This window comes from Nonomuraea sp. 3N208 (assembly GCF_052245935.1).
Taxonomy (GTDB): domain Bacteria; phylum Actinomycetota; class Actinomycetes; order Streptosporangiales; family Streptosporangiaceae; genus Nonomuraea.
On record NZ_JBQQBR010000031.1, the window covers coordinates 40551 to 61506 of the forward strand.

The following is a 20956-nucleotide window of genomic DNA, read 5'->3' on the forward strand; positions in this document are numbered from 1 at the left end:
GACGCCCCGCCCCGGGCCCCCGCCGGCTTGCCGCGCGGGCCGGGGCGGTGCTGTCATCGTTGCCGTGACCGACACCCATCGCACGATCGACGCGGTCTGGAAACTGGAGTCCGCCAAGATCATCGCCGGGCTGACCCGGCTGGTGCGCGACGTCGGCCTGGCCGAGGAACTGGCCCAGGACGCCCTGGTCGCCGCGATGGAACAATGGCCCGCCCAAGGCGTCCCCGACAACCCCGGCGCCTGGTTGATGACCATCGCCAAGCGCCGCGCCGTCGACCACATCAGGCGCGCCCAGCGGCAAGAACGCGCCAACGAGCACCTCGCCCATGAACTGCGCCGGCTCCCCGAGGACGCCGACGAGCACCAGACCGAACGCGACGACACGCTGCGGCTGATGTTCCTGTCCTGCCACCCGGTGCTGCCGGCCCCGGCCCGAGCCGCGCTCACGCTCAAGCTGCTGGGCGGGCTCAGCGCGGCGGAGATCGCCCGGGCGTACCTGGTCGCCGAACCTGCGATCGTACGGCGCATCGCCGAGGCCAAACAGACGCTGGCCGAGCATCACGTACGATTCGAGCTCCCGGACGAGACGCACATGGCCGAGCGCCTGTCATCGGTGCTGGAGGTCATCTATTTGATCTTCAACGAAGGGTACGCGGCAGCCTCCGGAGACGACCTGATGCGCCCCGGGCTGTGCCTGGAGGCGCTGCGGCTGGGCACCATGCTGGCCGACCTGACGCCCGACCAGGCCGAGGTGCACGGCCTCGTCGCGCTGATGGAGATCCAAACCTCCCGCGCGGCCGCGCGTACCGGCCCGTCGGGCGAGCCGGTTCCGCTGCACGAGCAGAACCGGGGACGCTGGGACCAACTGCGCATCCGCCGCGGATTCGCCGCGATGCTGCGCGCCCGCCAGGCCGGCGGCGCACCCGGCCCGTACGTCCTCCAGGCCGCGATCGCGGTCTGCCACGCCCAGGCCCGCACCGCCGCCGACACCGACTGGCCCCGCATCGCCTCCCTCTATCAGGCCCTCGTACGGCTGACGCCCACCCCGGTCGTGCGACTCAACCAAGCCGTGGCCGTCGGCATGGCACAGGGGCCGCAGGCCGGGCTCGACCTGGTCGACGCCCTGACCACCGACCCGGCGTTGCAGCACTACCACCTGCTCCCCAGCGTCCGCGGCGACCTGCTGCTGCGGCTGGGACGCCACCACGAGGCACGGCTGGAGTTCCAGCGCGCCGCGTCCCTCACCGGCAACACCGCCGAACGGGCCTTCCTCCTGCGCCGCGCCGAACTGATCACCGCCGACGAGCCCGCCGGCGCCACCCTGGGTCAGACCGTCCGCGACTTCTTGAGCCGCCCCGACCTCGATCCCCAGACACTGCGCTCGTACGCCCAGACGCTGCGGCGCCTGTGCCTGGGCCTGGGCGAGCAGACCCCGCTCACCTCCGTGACCGCCGACCAGGTGACCCGCGTGGCCACCACCGCTTGGGGCCGTACGGCGGTCAAGACGTGGAACCGGCACCTTTCCACCATCCGCTCGTTCGCCACCTGGGCGGGCCTGGACGGCCTGGCCGCGGGCCTGCAGCGTCGCCCCGAGCCCCGCGCCACGACAAAACCGGACGGCCCGGCGCCCCTGGACCCCCTCTGGGGCCTTTCCGACCTGTCGCTGCGGGAACGCACCCTCTGGAGCCTGCTGCACGAGTCGGCGGCGCCGGTGTCGACCGTGCTGTCGCTGAACGTCGAGGACCTCGACCTGGGCGACCGCCGTGCCCGCGCCGGCCGCACGTGGGTCACCTGGCGCTCGCGAACCGCCCGGCTGCTGCCCGACCTGATCGCCGGCCGGACCAGCGGGCCGCTGTTCCTCTCCGACCGGCGGCCTGCACCGGCCCGCACCCCGGCACCCGCCGACCTGTGCCCGCACACCGGCCGCCGCCGCCTGTCCTACGAACGAGCCGAATACCTCTTCAAACAGGCCACCAGGCACCTGGACCCGGCAGGCAACGGCTACACCCTCCGCCGCCTCAAACCCCGGGACACGCCCGGCAGAAACCCTTGAGCGACCCCTCCAAGCTGATCATCGAGTTGGAAGCCTCGACCACCGTGAGTTGACCGGCGAGCTCGTCGAGCGTGGTCTGCCATGCCAGGTCGGTGGTGTCGTCGAACGCGGCCAGCGCGTCGACGACGTAGCCGTCAGCGGGCATTCAGGATCTCCCGCGCCTTGCGCGCCCGGCGTGCGGCGCGCTCGACGACTTCGGGGTCCTGATGGGCCTTCTCGACAGCGTTGCGCTCATCGGCCAGCTTCGCGGTGGTGGCCTCGAAGAGTTCGGCGGGGCGGCGGTAGGACAGCCGGGCCACGTGGCTGATCACCGTATACACGGTGGACGGCGATGAGTTCAGCGCTCAGTTCGTGCACCCTGAGGCCCCGCCCGGTACCGTGCGAGCGTCTCCATCGCCAGCCCTACGACAAGTCGTACTCGTCGATCCATAGATCGGCTCCAGCTCTGTGAAGAAAACTGATGGCTTCTTCGTCAAGAAGGAGTCCTCGCGGGCTGGAGTGCTCTCCCGGTTCGAACGACCGAAGCATGACCAACGTGGCCGCTGCGCCGCCAGCGGTCAACTCTCCGATTCGATCCCAGGCGCCGGCCAACTGATTCATCACAGCTTCCACCTGCTCATTGAGTGAGGTGGTCTCCGCAAGGCGGGAGTCGAGCAGCCATTCGTGTCGTGGCGGTAGCAGGCGCCCACTCTTCCTGCCGCGTCGTGACTCCTTCGCCTCAGACCGAGTCGGCTCGACGCCCACGTATTGGCTGATCTGCCCGGGATCCAGTTCATCGGACTGGATCATGAAGTAGACCTGCTGCTCGACGATCACGTGGAAACGGTAGCGGTTCAAGGGTTGGCGGGCGCCTGCATCACTTGGAAGGGGCAATGGCTTCCATTGCTCAAGACCCTGATCGTCGTGCCACTAGCGTGCCATTACGGAGGGTCAGCGGCGGTTGATCACGGTCACTCTCGAACCATCCTCGACGCATGTCAGAGCCATTGTGTGCTCGAAGATCAGAGCGATTTGCAAGCAGGTGATCCACCGAGCTTTTTGGGAGCCACTTCGGGAGCCACCCGAGCGGACGTCCATGAACTGCGGCGGACGGAGACGAACAACAAGGATGCAGCCAGACGAGGTGGCGGACACCTGCGAACGCCAGTGAAGATCGTTTGGAGACCTTGTAAACAGAAGGTCAGGGGTTCGAATCCTCTCGGCCACGCCCTGCCTTTGGTGCTCAGCCGGTCTCCTCCACGCATCTCATGGAGGGCGACGAGCGGGTGGCTGCTGGGGCCGTAACTGCTCTATCAGACAAAGTACTCGCGGGCAACGCTCTCGGCGTCAACGCCGTCCAGCCATTCGAGCGTGTACGTTCCCGTGTACCAATCGAAGTGCGAAGCGGCGAGCTCGTGAAGAGCCTCATCAACGTCGTCCTCTACAGCGTCGCCGTAGATCCACTTGCCATCCTCGTCACGAACGGCGACATGCCAGTGCGGCAGCTCTCTTCCGTTCGTCCATCTTGGCCGCCAGAAAGGCCCTTCCACCTGCCACCAGACTTCCATCTCCAGGTGGGCGTAACCAGCGAGTTCACCCTCGCGGAGAAGTCGAGCGACACGGCCCCGGTAAGGGCCGAAACGCTGGTCAACTGGATCGGGCCCGCACTTCCTCATGACACAGCCCATTCTGCCAGGCAGTGCACACCCCGTGCCCACGAGGACCTCGGCCTCTCACTTGATCCGGAATATGCGCGGAATGGTTTCGCGGCCATCCGACCCGGAGCGCAACGATCCGCAGCCCAAAGGCCACCACACCAGCAAAGGCAAGACCCACTTTTTATCCGTAGGTTCCGGGTTCGAGCCCCGGGCGCCCTACCTCAATGATCTGGGTGGACTCCCGATCTTCATGATCAGAAGGTCCGCCCGGTTGCATTTTCAGTTGCAGTCACCCCCAGAGGGCACGGCCCATGCGAGCTGCTGCATCGGTTGAGAGTGTCGCCGTGATGTGGGTGTAGCGCTTCGTGGTGGTCAGTTGTGAGTGGCCGAGAATTTCCTGCACGACGCTGATGTCCACGCCTTGTTCGATGAGGAGCGTCGCCGCGGTGTGCCGGGCGTCGTAGACGCGGGCGTCCTTGTCCACCTCGGCCAGGCGGAGCAGTTCCTTCCATTTGTCCCAGTCCTGGCCAGCGTCTATGGGCCGTCCGCCAGGGTGGCACCAGACGAGATCATAGTCCTGCCACCGCTCCCCCGCGGCTTCCCGGCGCGCCGACCTGGCGCGCAGCATCCGAAGGGCTGGTTGGGATCAGATCGCTCACTGGACACCCGGCGTTCCGGGCTCTGGCACGTGGCCGCCGCCGGACGAGATCGTGAAACCCAAACTCACGATCGCCCAATGGCCTCTCACAGTTGACGTCCTCGATCGCTGGGCTGCAACCGGTGACCGGATCGGGCATCACGACACAGCCGCTCAACGGCGTGAGCTTCGAGACCTGATTATTTCTCGGCTCCAAGCCCATGGCATCCAGATCCGCCGCCCTCGGTCCTTTAAGTGGCGTTTCTGATCCCCACCGTCGCTGGTAGAGGGCGGGCTTCCTGACGGGGACATCGATCTCCTGGTGGCGCGACGGGAGGACGTGGATCGGTTCTCTGCCGCGCTCGCCTCGTTCCCCTGCCTACACATGCCGCCTCGTGGCTTCCGGACTCCATGCAGTACTTCGCCAGGTACGAGGTGCGCGGGGTCAAGGTGGAGATCAGCACCGTTGAGCGACAGGTCGACTCAGACGCGATGGAATGCGTCGGGCGCGGCCCGTGGGAGCACTGCGTATGGATCGTGTGTGGCTCGCACCAAGTCCCCGCGGTCCGTCTGGAACTACGGCTGGCCACGGAACTCCTGCGGGACCGGGCCGACCGTTACGAACCCCTGCTCGACCACATGAGCGCGCACGGGTGCGATCCTGACCTGTTGCATCGGGCCCTGAGGGACCAGGGCGTACCGGCGGACCGGCAGCGCCTGGCTTGGGACCGCCTCGCCATCTGATAACGCGGCACCAGGATCCCCAGATCTGAGTGGACCTCACCGCCTGAACAAGCAACTCGGATCGCTCACGCGTGCCAACTCGCGACACATCGATACGCGACGGCATCAGTATCTGAGCGATCTTTTCGGCGACTGCGAGACCCAACGGGCCGCATCGACGATTGGTCGGGCAGCGGGCTGGCTGGTTGCCCGGTTGTGCCTGATGGCGGCCGTCAGGGCCAGGTTGCGCCCGTAGGTCACCGGGCGCGGCAGGGGGCTGACCTATGGAGGCAGACAGGGAGCCGGCTTTTCGCGTCCAGCACTACCCGATCGATCAGCGGCTCCGCGAGCTGGACGACGCCCTCGCCCTGCCGGCCAACGCCCGCGCACAGGCGGCCGCCGAGGTGCTCCTGGACCTCGATTCCGAGGACCACGACGCCAGACTGCTCGTCCGCCCGGAGGCGGACGAACGGCCTCGCCCGGCTGCTGCAGACGCCGTACTCGTAGGTCACCCGCAGCGTGCGCTCGTCGAGCATCTCGAAGCCGCTGATGTCGGCCGGCAGGTGGTCGCCAATGGCGTCCTCAACGGTGCCGAGCGCGGCCCGGTCGACCGCGGCGTGGTCGACCGGGCCGGGCAGGTTCGAGAAGTACAGCCGCCACGCCGGGACCGTGGCCATGCCGCGTAGGGTCCGCAAACGCATGGTAGTGAAAGTAGCAGCGGTCATCTTGTACGCCCGATCGTCCTGGGCGGACGCCTCTTCTTCGTAGGGGGACAGGGCGATCAGCGCCCGGCGCGCACTGATCACGGGGACCTGCATGGTGGAGCCGTCGTCCCAGCGGATCCGCGCCTCCTTTGGGGTCGCGGGGAGCGGGCCGGCCACGGCGAAGCCGTACTCCTCATCACTGGAGATCCGCTCCTCCACGTCCTGAGACATCTTGATCAGGCCCTCCGTCGGGACGAAGCCGTTACGCCAGATCTCCGCCGCGCCGCTGGTCCGCCAGGTCCAGACGGCACGGGCGGCGTGGTCTTCGAAGGTGAGCTGTCCGATGAGGAGGTTGCCGCCGCTGACGAGCAGAGTCACCGTCAGGAGCGTCACGAGTAATCGCGGCATCCGAGGATTATCGAGGGTCACCTGGGATCGTCAGAGCACCACCCTGTAAAGAGCAGGGGACTGTCCTCTCGACCAGTACTGCCCCCGGCGAGGCCCGAATACCGCGCGCGCCGAATAAGAACATTCCCCCCAGTACGGCGAGGTGGCCGCCGTCCGCACCGACCATCTGTGCCGCCTGGACTCCGGCGCGCTTGTGGTCAACGTTCCGGGCACCGAACGGTGGATTGTCTGTCACGCCACCTGGGAGAACAGGCCGCCACGCACCACCCGACGCGGTCTCCCGCCAAGCAGTCGGCGCAGATCCCCGACGCCGTCACGATCGATCTGGTGCTCGACCGGCTTGGAGGGTGCGAATGCTGTGCAAAACCTCGAGGCTTCTGGAGCGCGAACCGTCTCACCATGCGAGGACCTTCCCTCCCTGGCTCTGGGCCACCGGCGAGAAATTGCTGAGGCCTTTGCGCTCGTGGCATTATCCGCGCTGGTGAAAGGATGTGGTGGTGATGCCGAGCCTGGAGGACGCACCCGTCGAGTTGGTCAACCGGGTCAGTGAACGGGAGACGCTCACCGGGTTTCTCAAGGCCGTTCGCGCAGGTGAGGGGCGGGCCCTCGTCCTGAGCGGGGACGCGGGGCTCGGCAAGACGGCACTGCTCAACGATATGGCCGCCCAGGCGCGCGGATTCAGAGTGCTGCGGGTGTCGGGCATGCAGTCGGAGATGGAATTAGCCTTCGCCGGGCTGCACCAGCTGTGCAGCCCGTTTCTGGAGCGGGTGGAGGCGCTGCCCAAACCACAGCAGCTGGCCTTGCGGACCGCGTTCGGGTTGGCGGAGGGTCCACCTCCGGCGCGGTTCATGGTGGGGATGGCCGTCCTCAGTCTCCTGTCGGAGGTCTCCAGGGAGCGGCCGCTGCTCTGCGTGGCAGATGATCTGCATTGGCTGGACCGGGCGTCGGCGCAGGCACTCGGCTTCGTCGCACGGAGGCTCGGGGCCGACCCGATCGGCATCGTGTTCGGGACGCGAACTCCGACCGACGAGGTGGCCGGCGTTCGTGAGCTGCGCCTCGACGGGCTGGCCGATCAGCACGCGCACAAACTGCTCGCCGCCGCGCTGACAGGGCCGCTCGACACGCGAGTACGGGCCCAGATCGTGGCCGAGACGCGGGGCAATCCGCTGGCACTGTTGGAGCTGCCGCGGACGATGTCCCGGGAGGAACTGGCCGGCGGGTTCGGTTTTCCGGGAACGGCGCCGCTGACGGGACGGATCGAGGAGAGTTTCGCCCGGCAGCTGGATGCGCTGCCCGGCGACACCAAGCTGCTGATCTGCCTGGCTTCGGCCGAGCCCTCGGGCGACGCGAAGCTGATCTGGCGGGCCGCGGGCCTCCTGGGGATTTCGCACTTGGCCGCCCGGCCCGCGACGGAGTCGGGACTCGCCGATTTCGGGCATCGGATCAGCTTCCGGCATCCGCTGCTCCGAAGGGCCGCCTACCGATCGGCGACGGCCGAGCAGCGGCGCGCTGTGCATCGCGCGCTGGCAAAGTCGACCGATCCGGTCGCCGATCCGGATCGCCGGGCATGGCATCGAGCACAGTCGACGGACGGGCCGGATGAAGACGCCGCGGCCGATCTCGAACGCTCCGCGAGCAGGGCTCAAGCCCGCGGCGGACCCAACGCGGCGGCGGCGTTCCTGGAGCAGGCCGCTGCCCTGACCGTCGACCCGGCGCGCCGGGCCGACCATATGCTGGCCGCTGCTCACGCCAACCTGCAGGCCGGCTCCTACGACCGTGTCCTCGAACTGCTCGCGATCGTGCGGGCGGAACCGCTGACAGAACTGCAGAGCGCCCGCGCGGACCTGCTGCGGGGGAATGTCGCCTTCGCCTCCCGGCTGGGCAACGATGGTCCGCCGCTGCTGCTGAAGGCGGCCAAGCGACTCGAACCGCTCGATCTCGACCTGGCTCGCGAGACCTACCTCCACGCGTGGATGGCCGCGATGTTCGCGGGTGACCTCGCGATCGGCGGAAGCCTGGCGGACGTGTCCCAAGCCGCCCGCGGGCTGCCGGTGTCGGCACGCCCGGATGAGGCTGAACTCGTCCTCGACGCGCTGGCGCAGGTGATCGTGGAGGGCCCGGCCGCCGCGGCACCGCTCTTGCGGAGAGCGGTCAGCGCGATCGTCGACGCCTCCCTAACCCCGGACGAGGTACTGCGGTGGGGCTGGTTCGCGCACGCCGCCGCAGTCGGCAGCTGGGACTTCACCAACTGGCGCTTCCTCCTCGAACGGGAGCTCAAGGTGCTCAGGACGGTGGGCGCGTTCGACCTGCTGCCCATCGTGCTGGCCACGCTGGGAACCGTGACCACCTGGTCGGGCGAATTCGCGGCGTCCGCGGCCATGTTCGCCGAGGCCGAGACGGTCTGCGAGGTGACCGGAGCACCCGCAGCCGCCTTCGGCCCGACGATGCTCGCCTGTCTGCGCGGCGATGAGGAGAAGGCTGTCCCGCTCATCCAGTCGATGATCGCCGAGGCGGAGGTGACCGGCCAGGGCATGAGCGTTACGTACGCGAACTGGGTGGCAGCGGTCCTCTACAACGGGCTCGGGCGCTACGGCGAGGCACTGGCCGCCGCCGTCGCGTCCAGCGAGAGCTCCTCCGACCTGTTCATCGCCCTGTGGTCGCTGCCCGAACTGGTCGAAGCCGCCACCCGTACCGGGGACGTCGGGGTCGCCGAGGCAGCCCTCGCACGGCTGGCGGAGTCGACGTCGGCTGGCGGCACCGATGTGGGGCTCGGCCTGGAGGCCCGCTCGCGCGCGCTGCTCAGCGGCGGAGACGTCGCAGAGCAGTACTATCTGGAGGCCATCGACCGGCTCGGCCGAACTCCGCTGCGACCCGAACTGGGCCGGGCGCACCTGCTCTACGGCGAGTGGCTTCGTCGAGACAACCGCCGTGTGGACGCCCGCCACCAGTTGAAGATCGCTCACGAGATGTTCACCGATCTGGGGATGAGGGCGTTCGCCGAACGCGCACGCCGCGAACTGCTGGCGACCGGCGAACGGGTCCGGCAAAGCGCAGTGGAGAGCGAGAGCACCCTCACTGCCCAGGAGACGTTGATCGTCCGCCTCGCGTCCGACGGCCTCACGAATCAGGAGATCGGCGGCCAGCTGTTTCTCAGCGCTCGCACCGTCGAGTGGCATCTGCGCAACGTTTTCGGAAAATTCGGCATCACCTCCCGCCGCCAACTCGCCGCTGCCCTGAACCAGGACGGCGATCTGCTGGACCGCTAGATCCGGGACTCACCTGCGAGTCCGCACCCAGGCTCGCGGGTGTGGCACCGGGCGGGCCGAGGATGACATCCCCGAACTCCTCGGTCACGGCCTGGAACAGCTTGAGGTCCCACTCGGTCTCGGCCGTGGCCAGATGAGCGGGCGTCCCGGTGCGGCGGATGAGCTCGGCGAATCGGGCGGGAGAGGTGATCGTCAGGGTGCGGGCTCCGTCCGAACCCGCCTTGATGGTGTGCGGAGTATTCATCGGAACGCGGTAAAAGTCGCCAGGGCGCAAGGTGTAGGCGTCGGCTCCCGACCACACGGTCAGCGCGCCCTCGACGACCCAGATGCGTTCCTCGTAGCCGGTGTGCAGGTGCAGTGGTGTGCCCGAGCCGGGCGGCAGGGTGACGTCCGAGATGTCGTGACGCCCGCCGGTCTCCTCCCCGGACGCGAGGATGGAGAGACTCAGATGTTGTCCGAGGACGAACCGGCGGTCCTGGGAAACGGGCGGCGGGGAGGGGAAGTCGCTCATGAGGTGCCTTCTAACGGTTGGGTGTGTCGGTCTCTCGGTGTGATCAGATCCGGTTCTCGGCCTGGAACACCCAGCTCTGTTCGGCCATCAGCTGTGCGTAGGTGCCAGAAGTCTGTTCCTTCACTCCGGTGCCGGGGTGGCCGACGACGAGCGCCGGCCACGGGCCTGCTGCCGGGGCGTCGGGGGTGTACAGATGCGCGGCGATTCGGATGCCACCGCTGAGGAAAGTGACGTTGGTCCTGGCCATGAGCACCTCTCTGCTGCTTCGGGTTGCGTCTGTCCTCCGTGCACACCAACTGTGCGCTGCGGTGCCGCGACTGACATCAGTCAAATGACGGCGCTTCCTGTGGGCTGGGACACATACATAACCGTCTTGACGGGTGACGCACGCCCATGGAAATCTCCCGTCACCAGTCAGAAGTCCGGAGAGGCGTAGCGGAGGACGAATTCGTGATCGGGATCACGGTCGCCGTTGGGGTCGGGCGGAGGAGCCGCGGGGTGGGTGGCGATCGTGTCCTCCAGGCGGACCGGCTCAGGGAGATGGGTGAAGCGGTCGAAGCCGTTTGAGGCGGCCATGTGGTGGGCGTACCAATGGGGCCAGTCGGGATCGAGGTCTGGGCCGGAGTCGGAAGCGTGGGCTTCGGCGGCGCGGCGGAGCGCGTTGGCCAGGGCATGGACGGAGTCGAAGATCACTTTCATGAGGGCTCCAACTAGGCGCGGATGAGAGGGTCGGTGCGGAGGCCGTCCGGGGTGCGGGAGACGGCGGCGCGGTGGCGGTGGCGGGCACTGCCGCGGCAGCGGGTGGCGACTCGGACGGGCCAGGCGCCTGCTCGGAGACGGGGGCGGTCCAGGGGAGCGCCGCATCTCGTGCAGCGGGTTTCGGCGGCGACCGTCTCATAGAGGATCTCGATCAGCCATTTCTCCGCGGCTCCGGGAGGCTCGTACCGGTTCCGTTCGATCCCGTGCCAGCCGGGCGGGTCGAAGGTTCCGGTCAGATAGGCCGTGACGGTCCAGGGCAGGAAGAACCACTCCATGTTCGGGCTCTCTTCTCTGATGCGGTCTCAGCGCCCACTGCGCAGGGGTGCGGCGGTGTCCCGGTAGGTTTCGAGGAGACGGAGCCAGACCTCGCTGAGCGTGGGAAAGGCCGGGACGGCGTGCCAGAGGCGGTCCAGCGGGATCTCGCCGGTGATGGCGAACGTCGCGGACTGGAGGAGTTCGGCGACGCCACGGCCGGCGAAGGTCGCGCCCAGGATGGTGCCGCGGGCGGGGTCGAGGAGAATTCGGGCGCGGCCGAGATAACCAGGACTGTGCTGGTGGGCGCCCGCGACGAGGCCGAGGTTGTAGTCGACGATGTCGACGTCCCTGCCCAGACGCGCGGCGTCGGCGGTGGTGAGGCCGACGGAGGCGATCTCGGGGTCGGTGAAAAGGACTTGGGGGACGGCGGCGTGGTCGGCGGTTCCGGTGTGGCGGCTCCACGGGCTGCGGTCAAGGGGATGGTTGCGGGCGCGGTCGGCGATGACCGTGCCGGCGATCCTCGCTTGGTACTTGCCCTGGTGGGTGAGGAGGGCGCGCTGGTTGACGTCGCCGACGGCATACAGCCAATCGCCGGTGACGCCGGGCACGGTGTAGGTGTCGTCGCTCGGCAGCCATATACCGGGGTGCAGGCCGACGGTCTCCAGGCCGAGGTCGTCGGTGCGAGGGGCGCGGCCGGTCGCCAGCAGGAGTTCATCGGCGTGGAGCACCTCTCCGTCGGACAGGACGAGGCGGACGTCGGCGGCGCGGGTCGCGGCGGTAATGGTCGTATCGAACCGCAGGTCGACGCCTGAGGCGCGGAGCGCGTCGGTGACCAGGTCGGCGGCGAAACGTTCCATCCGGGAAAGCAGCCCGGATTCCCGGACGACGAGGGTGACCTGCGAGCCGAGCGCTTGCCAGGCGGTGGCCATCTCAACGGCGACGACACCCCCGCCGACGATGGCCAGCCGTGGCGGGACCTGGGTGGCGCTGGTAGCTTCGCGGCTGGTCCAGGGCCGCAGGGCGGCGAGGTCCGGCAGCGGCGGGAGGGCGGCGCGGGTTCCGGTGCAGACGGCCACGGCGTGCCGGGCCGACAGTCGCAGGACGGCGCCGTCGGCACCGGTCACATCCACGGTCCGTGGCCCGGACAGGCGTCCGTGCCCGCGGATCAGGGTGATGCCCGCCTGCTTCAGCCATTGCACCTGGGACTGGTCGTTCCAATCGCCGGACATTCGGTCGCGATGCCGCAGGACGGCCTCGACGTCCAGTGGGCCCGGGTCGATGCCGGGCATGCCGCGTGCCTCGGCGTGCAGCAGTACCGGCCGTAGCAGCGCTTTGCTGGGTTCGCACGCCCAGTAGGAGCATTCTCCGCCGACCAGTTCGGATTCCACGATGACGGTGTCCAGTCCGGCGGCGGCCGTCCGGTCGGCGACGTTCTCGCCGACCGGTCCGGCGCCGATGACGACGACGTCGAAAATGCGCACAGGATCTCCAAAAGTGGACAGGGAGGGCGGTGGTTCCACCCTCCCGTGGGGGACAGTGGTTCAGCGGCCGGGAGCGCGCTGGGTGACCTCCTGGAGGAACCACTGGTTCCCGTCGGGGTCATGGAAGGAGGCGAACGAGCCGTAACTGGCACGCTCGGGATGGAACCCGGGCACCCGTTCGGCGTCGCTGGGGCGATGGAAGACACCCGACTCGTCGCGGAACGGCCCGCTCACCGTCACGCCACGGGCGGCGAGGTCCTTGAGGGCGGCTTCGAGGTCGGTGACGATCAGATGCGGGCCCAGGTAGGTGCCCGGAGCCGTCGGGGTCAGCCCGTCACCGAAGACGATCGAGCAGGCGGAGCCCGGCGGGGTCACCTGGATGACGCGGTAGCCGTCGCGGACGGCGAAGTCCGCGTCGAGCCGGAATCCGAGCGTTTCGGTATAGAAGGCCTTCGCGCGGTCCACATCGGACACCGGCACGATGACGACTTCGAGTTTCCAGTCCATGACCTTCCTCAGCGGGTGGCGCGAGCGGCGGTTTCGATGACGTTGACGACGACGCCGGCGTGCGAGACGGCGACCGAGTGAGCGGTGCGGACGCTCCCACCTTTGGCTGCGCCCCCGGTCGCGCGCATCGGTCATCTGACGGTGAGTCAGACGACGCCGGAACGACCGAGCGTCAGGTGACCGATGCGCGGTGAACAGGGCGGCGGCGACAGTCGAACGCGCGACCCGAGGTGACGTCGATGACTTCTTCCGGCTGTTCCTGGCGCCGGGCACTGAGCACTGCGGCCTGAGCGGGGGCCAGGCCGACGATCTCGCCGCGCTGATCGCCTGGGTGGAGGACGGCCGGCCCCCGGCCACTCTCTCCGCCACCTTGACGACCGCGTCCGGCGAGCGAGTCCACCGCGACCTGTGCCGCTACCCGCTGGTCTCCCGCTATGCGGGCCAGACCAAGGGTTTCCGTTGTGTCCCGGCCGGGCGGGTGACCGACCCGGCCTGACCCCACGAGCGGCGGGCCCGTGCCAAGCCCGGCGCAGACCCGTGCCCCCCGGGGAGCAGGCCAGGGATACCCCCTGGGGCTCCGGGGCCTCCGGCCGAGCGAAGCTGATCACCAGGCAGGCCACGGAGGATAACGGGGGAGTCAGCGAAGTGATCATCGGCAGGGATCGTGAGCGGGCGGAGATCTCCGGCATGGTGGAGTCCACCGCCGGCCGGGTGCTCGTCGTGCGGGGCGAGGCGGGAGTGGGCAAGAGCGCTCTGCTCGAGGAAGCGGCGGAGCTGGCCATCCGGGACGGCCACCTCGTGAGCCGAATCACTGGGGTCGAGGCCGAGTCCGAACTGCCCTATTCCGGGCTGCACCAGTTGCTCTACCCGTTGCTTCCGCTGAGCGACGACAGCCGCACGGTGCTCGACGCGGTCACCGGGCGGCGGGCCGACGATCCTCCCTCGTTGATGACGCTCGGCATCGCGGCGCTCGAACTGCTGTCGGACATCGCCACGCGACGTCCTCTGCTGGTGATCCTCGATGACGGCCAGTGGCTCGACGATTCCAGCGCCGACGTCTTCGGCTTCGTCGGGCGCCGGATCGGGGGCATCCCGGTGAAGCTGCTGGTCGCCGTCCGGGACGAGGTCGTCTCCCGGTTCGACAGGGCGGTGCTGCCCGAGATATCGGTCGGCCCGCTCGCCGACGAGGACGCGGCGCGCCTGCTCGACCGGCACTACCCGTCCCTGGACGAGCGGGTGCGCCAATGGGTGCTGGACCAGGCTCTCGGCAACCCTCTCGCGCTGTTGGAACTACCGTCCCAGGCCGGCGATGCGGGGCTACCACGAAGGCTGCGCCACCTGTACGGCTCGCGCATCGCCGCGCTCAGTGACCCGGCCCGTGTGGAGCTGTTGATGGGCGCGCTCGACGGTGTCGGGACCCGGCCGGGCGACGGCGGGCCGAAGAAGCGTCACAGGATGCGGAACGTCGACGAGGCGGTGGCGTGCGGCCTGCTGGACGCCGAACCGATCACCGGGGACGTCACCTTCCGGCATCCGCTGGTCCGGTCGAGTATCGTGCAGATGGCAACCCCCGAGCAGTGCCGGGCGGCGCATCGCGCGCTCGCGGACGTCCACCGGGACGACCTCGAACGTCGTGCTATGCATCTGGCCGCGGCCTATGTCGCACCCGACGAGGAGGTCGCCCGGGCGCTGGAGGCCGCGGCCAATTCGGCGATCCGCCGTGGCGACGCCATCACGGCCGTCGGCTGGCTGACCCGTGCCGCCGAGCTGAGCGAGGACGCTGTGGAACGGACCCGGCGGCTCAGCTACGCGACGTTCCTCTCCGGATACGCGGCCCGCCTCGGCGGCGAGCTTCCCCCGGTCCATCTCACCTCCGGGCCGGACGCAGCCGTCAACGCCATCCACCAGGCGTTCTTCGAGGACGGTGACGTGCGCTCCGCCCACCGACAGGTGATGGCGGCGATCGAGGGCCTGGACGGCGAGCCCACTGAGACCCTCGCCCGCCTGCAAGTCCTCCTGCTCGCCGTCAACCGGTACGCCGCCGACCCCGCCCTGTGGAACGAGGCTCATAAGACGCTCGCGTCCCTCGGCGACCTCGTCACCGAGCAGACACAGATCTATAGCAACACCTGGAGCGACGTGGTCCTGCACGGGCGTGGCTGGGCCGGGCCTCTGGAGCGGACTGCGGCGAACCTGCACGACCGGGAGCCCTGGGACGTCACCCGCCTGGCCATCGCGGCATACCACCTCGACATCGTCAGCCAGTACCGACCTCATCTGGAACGTGTCGTAGACCGCGAACTGGAGACCGGCACCGTGTTCAGCGGCATGCTCATGCTGACGGTGATCATGCTGGATCAGATGGGGTCCGGAGACTGGGACGCCGCTGTGCGGACTGGAGAACGGGCCCTCGCTCTGGAGATCGAGCACGGCCGCCATCTGCTCGCCTATCAGACACGTGCCTATCTGGCGCAGCTCGCGGCGCTGCGCGGCCAGGTCGCTCAGGCACTCGAACTGCGGGCTGAGGTCGAAGCCTGGGCCCGTCCGCGCGGGATCGGTCTCCTCACCGACCTCGTCGACTCCGTTGCCGTGACAGTCTCGTTGAGCGCGGGCGACTATGAAGGCGCGTACCGCCATGCCGTCGACATCACGTCACCGGGGACGTTTCGGACCTACTGCGCCCCGGCGTCACGGACCCTACTCGACCTCGTCGAGGCGGCCCTGGCCACCGGCCGCACCGAGCAGGCCCGCCGCCACGCCCTTGCCGCCCGCGACGCGGGCTTCGCCGAACTCTCCCCGCGCCTCGCCCTGACCTGTTACGGAGCGCTCGCGATGACCGCGGGCTCCGAGCGGGAGGCCGCCGACATGTTCGCGCGCGCCACATCCCATCCGGCGGCCGCGCGGTTCCCGTTCGAAACGGCACGGATCCAGCTGGCCCATGGGATCCGCCTGCGCCACGCCCGCGAACGCGCCGCCGCCCGGCCGCTCCTCGCCCACGCTGCCGAGACCTTCGAACGGCTCGGTGCCGCCGCATGGGCCGAGCGAGCCTGCACCGAACTGCGGATCGACGGAGCAGCACCGCTGGTCTCCACTCCGTACGTATCGCTGACCTGGCAGGAACGGCGAATCGCCGACCTCGCCGCCAGCGGCCTCACCAACAAGGAGATCGGCGCACGGCTACGCCTGTCACCGCGTACCGTCAGCTCCCATCTGTACCGGATCTTCCCCAAACTGGGCGTCACCACCCGCGCCGCCCTTCGGGACGCCATGAACCGCCCCGACCGCGTCGCGGCGTCGAATGACTGATGCACCGAACCGCGCCCTCGGCCAGGGCGACATGGCATTCACCGCCACACGGACGTTCAGCACTTCACGAACTCCAGCAGTTCTAGGCCGGCGGCCCACGTCGCCCCGGTGAGTCCCAAGTCGGTGAAGATCCCTCACTCCAGCCGCTGGTCAACGGTGGCTAGCGCGTTCATGCTTCCCGTCCGTTGAGGGTGACGAGCCTGCACGATCACCGTGGCCACTCTTCGGTGACCCCACTGGGCCTTGGCCTCCCGCCGTGGCGCCTGATCAGGGCTCGATGACCACCTTGATCGCGCCGGCGCCGCGGTCGGCCGCAACGCGAAACGCTTCCCGAGCCTCCTGGATCGGGAACCGGTGCGTGATGATCGTCTGCGCGATTTCGGGTTTCTTGGCAAACATGGAGGCGACTTCCTCGACTTCGCGGACCCCCTCGTGCCTGCCATAGGCGATGCTGTTGATGTAGGTCAGCTCCTTGACCAGGCTCTGGGTCCCCGGGATCGGCAGCGTCGTCCGGTACACGCCCAATGAGACGATCCGGCCTCCCGGACGTGCGGCGTCCGCGGATCGAGCCAGGCTCGACTCACTGCCGGCCGCATCGATCACCACGTCGTAGGTCCCGCCTGGCCGGCCGAATCCAAGTCGCTCGGCGGCGGTCAGCTGATGGCTGTGCCGGGTGTCCACATCGGCGTCCAATCCTTGGTGCTGGGCTGCTGCGGCTGCCAGGAGCCCGATCGACCCCCCGCCGACCACGAGAATGCGCTCTCCTGGTTGCGCCTGCGCGCGGCGCACCGCGTGCCAAGCGACGGCGCCAGGTTCGATCAAGCATGCGTCCTTCACGTCCAGCTGCGGGGGCAGGGCCAGCAATGTGTATTCCGGCACCACGACCGCTTCGGCAAGGCCGCCGTCTCGGTACATCCCGAGGTTTCCGTGGCCGGCCTCAGTGCACCGCTGTGGATTACCGGCGCGGCATTCCGCGCATTCCCCACCGTAGATGGTCGGTTCGACGAAATAGCCGTTGCCGGTGTCATCCACTCCGGCGAATTCATGGCCATAGATGAAGCTGGTGATGCCGGCGCTGACGAACATGACATCGGTGCCGCAGATCCCGGCGGCGGCGACCGAGAGCCGTACCCCCGCTCCACCAGGTTCATCGACCTCGATGGTGCGGATTCCGTCATCGGTGTTCACTACCGCGTACATGTTGTGTCCCTCCCGTTCTTCAACCGCCGTCTCGGTTCTCGTGCTTCAACCACCCTGTCACCCGCCAGGTTGGAAATATTGGCTCATGTTCTCCTCGCGTTCCACCGTGTCCGGCCCCCTCTGAGCAGAGAGACGCCGCCATCTAGATTTGACGCCTACGGTCCTAAGCTGACAGCGCGGGTGCGATTCCCGTTACCCGCGCGCCTTCTGCTCCTTCCACCACGTCAGATCCACCTCCCAGTTCATCGGCTCAGCCCACTGCTGGGCTCGTTTGATGATCTCGTCGGGAAGGCGTACTGAATGCTCCCGTACGTAGTGGGCCAACCCCTGCGGCCACAGGAACACGCCATCTGTGAACTCCAGGCTGCCGTTGGGCTTGTCACAGACCCGGCATAGCGAAAAGCCGGCCGTGGCGTGGGGCATGTGCTGACCGCTCTCAAGGTACAGAGCGACCAGGTCACGCTCTTCGAGACTCCAGTCAGGATCGATCCAGTCCTGCGGCCGAGGCCATTCTGGAGCGTCGGGGCTCCACCAGTAGCCGATCAGCCGCAATGGGGGACGGGCATCTACCATGCGGTGATACTTGCACAGTCGCGCTCCGCCCCCGGCTCTCCAAACAGCCCTTCTCGCGTGCCCGATGGGGTGGGAACAAGGGGGAACAGCAGGGAGTCACGGGGATCGCGATGAGTGCCGTGAGCTGCATCGTCAGATGCAGCCCTTACGATCGCCACGGCGTGGCCGGCCACTGTACGTGCTTGGGCGCGATCGACGATCCAGCATTCGTTCCTCACCCTGGCTCACCGGAAACGTGGCTGGTCGCCGTCGCCTCGCACGGGCGTGAACAGAACAGGGAGTACAGCGATTGCTATACCGCTACAGAACGGCACAACCGGGGATGTTAGCCCATGAATAACGGTATTTCCGCTGAACTTCCCAGCTCCTCCAGAAGCTGACGCATCGCCGCACGGATATCCGCCTCGATCTCCGCTCGCCTCTCGGGACGGTCCTCCCAGGCAGATTGCAGGCTAAGGAATCTCATCATGGACTCTGTCTGGAGTGGCCGGGAGTCAGAGGCGTAGTAGGACTGCCAGCAGACCTCGTGAGCAGCTGAATGAAGGGACATCTCCCCCTTCAGCGCCCACCGCGCGACCATCGCCATCATCCGACGACGGGCCTCCTCCATATCCGGAATCGGCGAGCCCAACTCGTCCATGGCCAGGTAGAAAAGATCACGGGCTTCCCGGACCTCATGGGAGAACAGGCCCGCCAGCTCGCGCAGCGCGGGCGAGTCCACTCCGCGTGCCAGCGCTTCGGCCGCGAGCAGCGGCAGCTCGTCGGGAAGCAAGTCCTCCAGAACGAGCCGGACCGCGGCCTCTTCCAACTGTTCCACGCCGTCACCCTACAATCGCCCGACCACGTGATCAGTTACGAGGATGGCGCCAGACGATTGGCCAATGACCGTTCTCCTTCAAGAGCCGTTTCGCCGCGTGCTGCGTGGCTTGAGTCCTGGACCGCCCGACAGCGATCTCCCTAAGCAACTCGGCGAAGAGCCCGACTTCATCAGCGATCATCCACGGCAGCGCGAGTGAGGTCCAATACTCGGACGGCCCTGCAAGCGCGCACTGGATGACCGCGTGCAGCACCTCAGCGAAGTCTGGATCATCAGGACCAAGCGCCTGCCGGGCTCGCCTCTCCACCTCCTCCCGAGGCCGCTCCAGCAGTGGTAAGAGCCCTATCCTCGACAGGGCAAGGGGCTTGTCCACCCCGGTGTTTCGCGACTCGACATTCCAGATGTTCCCGTCAACGAGCACCAGCCACGGACCATCCGGCTTCACGGCCAGAACCCTGCGCACGGAACCGGTCTCCATGTCCACCAGCTTGACACGCCACCACAGCAAGATCCGGAGCATGCGCGGAATGATCAACGAAGCCGAGCCCATGGCCATGTGAGTTACCGCAGCTCAGCAGCCGCGCGATGGGTGATGGCAGGGATCCACTTTAATCCGCGTCGCCCTCGTCCTCGGGTGGGATCAGGCCGCATGCATGTTCGATGTCTCCGCTTGCGATCACGTCTTGTACGGCAGCGATCATCGAGACGAAGCCAGGCTCGCGGATGATGATGAGATCCGTGCAGTAGAAGTACCGGCCGTTGAGGGACTCGCCTGTCTCCTGCCAGCGGTCCATGATCCTACTGACGACGCCAAGTGTCATGAACGTCGCATACCGACGGCTGCCGTCTGGCAGCGTGATGGTCTCGTCGGCCTGTTCAGCGGTCTCGGGGGCGTACCCTTCCCAACGCGGGATCATCATCTCGAAGCCCGGAGGGCTGACTCGATAGAACGGCCCGTCGATCTCGATCACGCAGCCCACTCTGCCGGTGACTGCCATGGCCTGCAATCGCCCTCTAGTTCCCCTTTGATCGGTGGAATCAGCGAGCCGTCGCGGTTGCAGTTCGGGTTGCCATGCGAGGCCGCACACGCTCCTGCCGACCTCTGCTGATGCCCCGAAGCCAGATCGCCGCACCGCCCACCTGATCCCTTCGGTCAGCAGGCGCACGCCCGCTGCTCACCCAGCTCGGGCGGGGTGAGCCGTCTGGAGTTCGGCGTGGTGAGCGACGCGGCCTTCAAGGTTTCACCGTTCGCGCACGCCTGAGCCGTCCTGACCCGCCGCCGGCGCCGAGTGCCTCTGCCGCTAACCCCCTGCTAGTGGCGCGCTAGTGAGGGACAGGAACATCGACCATCGTGGATCTGCTGCTTGTCGGATGTGAGGTGCTCATCGGGGTTGTTTTCGCGGTCGCCGCGTTCAGCAAGCTTCGCAGCCGTGCCGCCCTGCGGTCGTTCGCGTCGTCGCTCGCGATGCTGCCTGAGCGTTTCCGTATGCCCGTGGCGGGTGTGGTGGCCTCAGGGGAGGCAGCGGCGGCCGTGCTGATGGCGGTCCCGCAGGCGGGGTTGCCGCTGAGCGGGCTGTTGCTGTGCGCGTTCAGCGCGGCGATCAGCGTCTCGATACGGCGAGGGCACCAGGTGTCCTGCCGATGCCTATTCCGCCTGCAGGCTCAGGGGTATGCCGAGGCGGCCGTCGCATGAAGATCTGGTTTCCCGCCGCCGTTATGCTGCTCGTCGCCGCCCTGGTCGTACGGCTGCGCCGTACGTATTCGATCATCCGCGTGGACGGCGACAGCATGAACCCCACCCTGGTCGACGGGGACAGGCTCTTGGCCCGCCGGGTCTCGCCGTCGGCCATGCGCCGAGGTCAGGTCGCCGTCGTCGTCAACCCGCTGCCGGTGGGGGCGCGGTTTCTCATCAAGCGCATCGCCGCGCTGCCCGGCGATCCGGTCCCCCCGATGCCGCGGACCGTCCTGTCCGAAGAGCGGGTGCCCAGCGGGCAACTGATCCTTCTCGGCGATAACGCGGACGTCAGCTTCGACTCCCGCGATCTCGGCTATTTCCCGGTGTCCGAAATCCATGCCGTCACCATCAGAAAGCTGATGGGGACCTAGTGAAAGGAAACAT

The 20956-nt window shown here is 67.9% G+C and carries 24 protein-coding genes; 7 read left to right on the top strand and 17 right to left on the bottom strand.

Going from position 1 to position 20956, the window contains the following annotated elements:
• The first annotated feature begins 64 nt into the window (after positions 1–64).
• A complete protein-coding gene (locus ACTWPT_RS38740; RefSeq protein WP_443182480.1) occupies positions 65–2053 on the top strand; it encodes a sigma-70 family RNA polymerase sigma factor in 1989 nt (662 codons plus the stop codon).
• Here ACTWPT_RS38740 and ACTWPT_RS38745 read toward each other — a convergent pair.
• The 5 genes from ACTWPT_RS38745 to ACTWPT_RS38765 all read right to left on the bottom strand — a co-directional run bounded on the left by ACTWPT_RS38745 (position 2019) and on the right by ACTWPT_RS38765 (position 4318).
• On the bottom strand, positions 2019–2198 hold the full coding sequence (locus ACTWPT_RS38745; protein WP_443182481.1) for a hypothetical protein: 180 nt from the start codon (positions 2196–2198) through the stop codon (positions 2019–2021). The genes ACTWPT_RS38740 and ACTWPT_RS38745 overlap by 35 nt on opposite strands.
• Entirely contained in the window at positions 2188–2364 is a 177-nt protein-coding gene (locus ACTWPT_RS38750) for a hypothetical protein (RefSeq protein WP_443182482.1), read from the bottom strand. Before ACTWPT_RS38750 ends, ACTWPT_RS38745 begins: the two co-directional genes overlap by 11 nt.
• Positions 2365–2455: 91 nt before the next feature.
• Positions 2456–2869 carry a DUF4279 domain-containing protein gene (locus tag ACTWPT_RS38755; RefSeq protein ID WP_443182483.1) on the bottom strand — a complete coding sequence of 138 codons (414 nt, stop codon included), beginning with the start codon at positions 2867–2869 and terminating at the stop codon, positions 2456–2458.
• 476 nt (positions 2870–3345) lie between these two features.
• Positions 3346–3708: a hypothetical protein gene (locus tag ACTWPT_RS38760; RefSeq protein WP_443182484.1), complete on the bottom strand. Its 363-nt coding sequence runs from the start codon at positions 3706–3708 to the stop codon at positions 3346–3348.
• A 271-nt stretch (positions 3709–3979) separates the two neighbouring features.
• Positions 3980–4318, bottom strand: a complete 339-nt coding sequence (locus ACTWPT_RS38765; RefSeq protein ID WP_443182485.1) for a tyrosine-type recombinase/integrase — start codon at positions 4316–4318, stop codon at positions 3980–3982.
• A 420-nt stretch (positions 4319–4738) separates the two neighbouring features.
• Here ACTWPT_RS38765 and ACTWPT_RS38770 point away from each other — a divergent pair, with 420 nt between their 5' ends.
• Positions 4739–5071, top strand: coding sequence for a hypothetical protein (locus tag ACTWPT_RS38770; RefSeq protein WP_443182486.1), 333 nt, complete (start codon positions 4739–4741; stop codon positions 5069–5071).
• Positions 5072–5307: 236 nt separating this feature from the next.
• Here ACTWPT_RS38770 and ACTWPT_RS38775 read toward each other — a convergent pair whose 3' ends face one another.
• Positions 5308–6162: a hypothetical protein gene (locus ACTWPT_RS38775; protein WP_443182487.1), complete on the bottom strand. Its 855-nt coding sequence runs from the start codon at positions 6160–6162 to the stop codon at positions 5308–5310.
• A 500-nt stretch (positions 6163–6662) separates the two neighbouring features.
• Here ACTWPT_RS38775 and ACTWPT_RS38780 point away from each other — a divergent pair, with 500 nt between their 5' ends.
• Positions 6663–9428: an ATP-binding protein gene (locus ACTWPT_RS38780; protein ID WP_443182488.1), complete on the top strand. Its 2766-nt coding sequence runs from the start codon at positions 6663–6665 to the stop codon at positions 9426–9428.
• Here the strand turns inward: ACTWPT_RS38780 and ACTWPT_RS38785 are convergent.
• From ACTWPT_RS38785 to ACTWPT_RS38810, 6 genes are all read right to left on the bottom strand, one after another.
• Complete coding sequence (locus ACTWPT_RS38785) at positions 9367–9939, bottom strand: cupin domain-containing protein (RefSeq protein WP_443182489.1); 573 nt, start codon at positions 9937–9939, stop codon at positions 9367–9369. The two genes, ACTWPT_RS38780 and ACTWPT_RS38785, sit on opposite strands and share 62 nt — an antisense overlap.
• 43 nt (positions 9940–9982) lie before the next feature.
• A complete protein-coding gene (locus ACTWPT_RS38790; protein WP_443182490.1) occupies positions 9983–10186 on the bottom strand; it encodes a hypothetical protein in 204 nt (67 codons plus the stop codon).
• 167 nt (positions 10187–10353) lie between these two features.
• Complete coding sequence (locus tag ACTWPT_RS38795) at positions 10354–10638, bottom strand: hypothetical protein (protein ID WP_443182491.1); 285 nt, start codon at positions 10636–10638, stop codon at positions 10354–10356.
• 11 nt (positions 10639–10649) lie between these two features.
• Complete coding sequence (locus ACTWPT_RS38800; RefSeq protein ID WP_443182492.1) at positions 10650–10973, bottom strand: hypothetical protein; 324 nt, start codon at positions 10971–10973, stop codon at positions 10650–10652.
• Positions 10974–11000: 27 nt separating this feature from the next.
• The gene (locus ACTWPT_RS38805) at positions 11001–12434 is read right to left on the bottom strand and encodes a dihydrolipoyl dehydrogenase family protein (RefSeq protein WP_443182493.1); all 1434 of its coding nucleotides are present in this window, start codon (positions 12432–12434) and stop codon (positions 11001–11003) included.
• A 60-nt stretch (positions 12435–12494) separates the two neighbouring features.
• Positions 12495–12941 carry a VOC family protein gene (locus ACTWPT_RS38810; protein ID WP_443182494.1) on the bottom strand — a complete coding sequence of 149 codons (447 nt, stop codon included), beginning with the start codon at positions 12939–12941 and terminating at the stop codon, positions 12495–12497.
• Between the two features lie 190 nt (positions 12942–13131).
• On the opposite strand from ACTWPT_RS38810, the gene ACTWPT_RS38815 reads away from it, so the two are divergent.
• Together ACTWPT_RS38815 and ACTWPT_RS38820 are read left to right on the top strand one after the other, a co-directional pair.
• The gene (locus ACTWPT_RS38815; RefSeq protein ID WP_443182495.1) at positions 13132–13437 is read left to right on the top strand and encodes a tannase/feruloyl esterase family alpha/beta hydrolase; all 306 of its coding nucleotides are present in this window, start codon (positions 13132–13134) and stop codon (positions 13435–13437) included.
• A gap of 149 nt (positions 13438–13586) precedes the next feature.
• Complete coding sequence (locus ACTWPT_RS38820) at positions 13587–16247, top strand: ATP-binding protein (protein ID WP_443182496.1); 2661 nt, start codon at positions 13587–13589, stop codon at positions 16245–16247.
• Positions 16248–16514: 267 nt separating this feature from the next.
• Here ACTWPT_RS38820 and ACTWPT_RS38825 read toward each other — a convergent pair whose 3' ends face one another.
• From ACTWPT_RS38825 to ACTWPT_RS38845, 5 genes are all read right to left on the bottom strand, one after another.
• The gene (locus tag ACTWPT_RS38825; protein WP_443182497.1) at positions 16515–17447 is read right to left on the bottom strand and encodes a zinc-dependent alcohol dehydrogenase; all 933 of its coding nucleotides are present in this window, start codon (positions 17445–17447) and stop codon (positions 16515–16517) included.
• A gap of 192 nt (positions 17448–17639) precedes the next feature.
• Positions 17640–18020, bottom strand: coding sequence for a hypothetical protein (locus ACTWPT_RS38830; RefSeq protein WP_443182498.1), 381 nt, complete (start codon positions 18018–18020; stop codon positions 17640–17642).
• 325 nt (positions 18021–18345) lie between these two features.
• Positions 18346–18837 (bottom strand): hypothetical protein, encoded by a 492-nt coding sequence (locus ACTWPT_RS38835; RefSeq protein WP_443182499.1) that lies wholly within the window; start codon positions 18835–18837, stop codon positions 18346–18348.
• A 31-nt stretch (positions 18838–18868) separates the two neighbouring features.
• A complete protein-coding gene (locus tag ACTWPT_RS38840) occupies positions 18869–19393 on the bottom strand; it encodes a hypothetical protein (protein ID WP_443182500.1) in 525 nt (174 codons plus the stop codon).
• Positions 19394–19445: 52 nt separating this feature from the next.
• Positions 19446–19808 carry a hypothetical protein gene (locus ACTWPT_RS38845; protein WP_443182501.1) on the bottom strand — a complete coding sequence of 121 codons (363 nt, stop codon included), beginning with the start codon at positions 19806–19808 and terminating at the stop codon, positions 19446–19448.
• A 380-nt stretch (positions 19809–20188) separates the two neighbouring features.
• Between ACTWPT_RS38845 and ACTWPT_RS38850 the strand changes: the two genes are divergently transcribed.
• Positions 20189–20530 (top strand): MauE/DoxX family redox-associated membrane protein, encoded by a 342-nt coding sequence (locus tag ACTWPT_RS38850; RefSeq protein ID WP_443182502.1) that lies wholly within the window; start codon positions 20189–20191, stop codon positions 20528–20530.
• Positions 20527–20943 (top strand): S26 family signal peptidase, encoded by a 417-nt coding sequence (locus ACTWPT_RS38855; protein WP_443182503.1) that lies wholly within the window; start codon positions 20527–20529, stop codon positions 20941–20943. Before ACTWPT_RS38850 ends, ACTWPT_RS38855 begins: the two co-directional genes overlap by 4 nt.
• Positions 20944–20956: the final 13 nt, after the last annotated feature.